3 protein-coding genes are annotated in these 2,505 nt (G+C 73.8%); 1 reads left to right on the forward strand and 2 read right to left on the reverse strand.

Annotated features, from left to right (window positions below; genetic code table 11):
- Together KBX39_RS28770 and KBX39_RS28775 are read right to left on the reverse strand one after the other, a co-directional pair.
- A partial coding sequence (locus KBX39_RS28770) for a LysR family transcriptional regulator (protein WP_210873543.1) occupies positions 1 to 344 on the reverse strand: 344 nt, incomplete at its 3' end.
- A gap of 47 nt (positions 345 to 391) precedes the next feature.
- Positions 392 to 1,009, reverse strand: a complete 618-nt coding sequence (locus KBX39_RS28775) for a hemerythrin domain-containing protein (RefSeq protein WP_043324439.1) — start codon at positions 1,007 to 1,009, stop codon at positions 392 to 394.
- Between the two features lie 127 nt (positions 1,010 to 1,136).
- On the opposite strand from KBX39_RS28775, the gene KBX39_RS28780 reads away from it, so the two are divergent.
- Positions 1,137 to 2,465 carry a M20/M25/M40 family metallo-hydrolase gene (locus KBX39_RS28780; RefSeq protein WP_043324436.1) on the forward strand — a complete coding sequence of 443 codons (1,329 nt, stop codon included), beginning with the start codon at positions 1,137 to 1,139 and terminating at the stop codon, positions 2,463 to 2,465.
- Positions 2,466 to 2,505 lie beyond the last annotated feature (40 nt).

Here is a 2,505-nt window from a genome sequence, read left to right on the forward strand (position 1 = left end):
GCGAGCCGGTGCACCAGCCGGCCCATGATCGGACTGTTCACCCCGCCGAAGCGGTAGCGGCGCAGCGAGTCGCCCGCGCCGGCCATCCGGGCCGCCTCGTCCCGCAGGCCCTTCATCGCCGGCAGCAGCACCCGCGCCCGGTCCAGCACCAGTTCGCCCAGCGCGGTCGGGCGGGCGCCGCGGCGGTCCCGTTCGAACAGCGGCCCGCCCAGCGCCCGTTCGATCCGCTGAAGCTGGGCGGTCAACGCCGGCTGGGCCAGGCCGAGCGCCGAGGCGGCCTTGGTGACGCTCCCCGTCTCCGCGATCGCGCAGACCACACGCAGGTGTCGCAGCTCCAGATCCATACCGTGACGGTAGGACCACGAACCGATACGCGAAAGGGGCGATCGGCTCAGCTCTGGCGGCGGTGTTCCAGGTCACTCAGCCGGGTACGCCGTCCGGAGACCGCGTCGCGCACCTTGTCGAGCACCCCGACCGCCGGCTCGACGATCTTGTTCCAGGGCGGGGTGGCCGGCGTGCCGGGGTGCGGCCGGGTCGGCGCCGCCTCCTCCGCGATCTCCCACCGGTTGCCCAGCCGGATCAGCTCCGCGTCGCTCGCCACCTCCCGCAACGGCGTGACCAGCGCGGCGACGCGGCTGACGTGCCGGCGCACCCGCTCGGCCACGTCGGCGACCGCCGGGTCGTCCGCGCCGGACAGCTCCTTGAGCGCGGTCAGCAGCCCGGCGTCGGCCTCGATCTCCCGCTCCACCAGCTCGACGGCGTCCGGCATGGCGGCCCGGGCCGCCGGGAACAGATACTGCTCCTCGGCCGACAGGTGCCGGGACACCGCGGCGGTCAGCACGTCCAGCACGTCGCGCCGCTCGGCCGCCGTCAGCGCCGCGTCGCTGACCCGGTCGGCCAGCCCCAGCAGCGCCCGGTGCTCGGTGTCCACGAGGTCGGCCACGCTTCGCCCACCCGGCCGGTACGCGTCGTCGGCGGCGGGCGGCAGCGGCGGCAGCGGGACGGTCATGGGGCCCTCCTCGTGACGGCCGGGGTCGATGTCCCGGGCGCCTCCGCCGGTACCCGGCCGGGAGATCCACGAAACCGCGGCGCGCACCGACGGCCGCGACGACCCCGCCTGCTGATATAAGGAAGCGATGACGAGCGACGCCCTCCCCGCCCGGCCCGACGCCACCGACGAGGTCGTGGACCTCTGCCGCGACCTGCTGCGCATCGACACCACGAACACCGGCGACAACGACACCAGCGTGGGGGAGCGGCGCGCCGCCGAGTACGTGGCGGAGAAGCTCGCCGAGGCCGGCGTCGACGCCGAGATCCACGAATCCGCCCCCGGCCGGGCGAACGTGGTCGCCCGCATCCCCGGCACCGAGCCGGGCCGCGACGCGCTGCTCGTGCACGGCCACCTCGACGTCGTGCCCGCCGACCCGGACGAGTGGTCGGTGCACCCGTTCTCCGGCGAGATCCGCGACGGCTACCTGTGGGGCCGCGGCGCGATCGACATGAAGGACTTCGACGCCATGGTCCTCGCCGTGGTCCGCGGCTGGCAGCGCGCCGGCGTCCGGCCCCGGCGCGACATCGTGCTCGCGTTCACCGCCGACGAGGAAGCCGGCAGCGACTACGGCGCGCACTTCCTCACCCAGCGGCACCGAGACCTGTTCGACGGCTGCACCGAGGCGATCGGCGAGGTCGGCGGCTTCTCCTACTCCGTGGACGAGCAGCGCCGGCTCTACCTGATCGAGACCGCCGAGAAGGGCATCGACTGGCTGCGCCTGCACGCCAAGGGCCGGCCCGGCCACGGCTCGATGATGCACGACGACAACGCGGTCACCGCGCTGGCCGAGGCGGTCGCCCGGATCGGCCGGCACCGCTTCCCGGTGGTGATGACCGACACCGTACGCGCCTTCCTGGCCGAGGTGTCCGACGTGCTCGGCATCGAGATCGACCCGGACGACCCGGAGACCGCGATCGCCAAGCTCGGCCCGATCGCCAACATCATCGGCGCGACCATCCGCAACACCGCCAACCCGACCCGGCTGGCCGCCGGCTACAAGGACAACGTCATCCCCGGCCGGGCCACCGCCACCATCGACTGCCGCAGCCTGCCCGGGCAGAGCGAGGAACTGGAACGGCAGCTGCGCGAGCTGGTCGGGCCGGACATCGCCATCGAGTACGTCCAGCGCCAGCCGGCCCTGGAGACCACGTTCGACGGTGACCTGGTGGCGGGCATGTCGGCCGCGCTGCGCGCCGAGGACCCCGGCGCCCACCCGGTGCCGTACATGCTCTCCGGCGGCACCGACGCCAAGGCGTTCTCCCGGCTCGGCATCCGCTGCTTCGGTTTCGCGCCGCTGCGGCTGCCCGCCGACCTCAATTTCTCCGGCCTGTTCCACGGCATCGACGAGCGGGTTCCGCTGGACGGACTACAGTTCGGCGTGCGGGTTCTGGACCGCTTCCTGCGTACCTGCTGACCGCGCCCACAGCGGCGCCGTCGGCACGGAACCCTCCCCC

This window comes from Micromonospora sp. D75 (assembly GCF_018070405.1).
Lineage (GTDB): Bacteria > Actinomycetota > Actinomycetes > Mycobacteriales > Micromonosporaceae > Micromonospora > Micromonospora chalcea.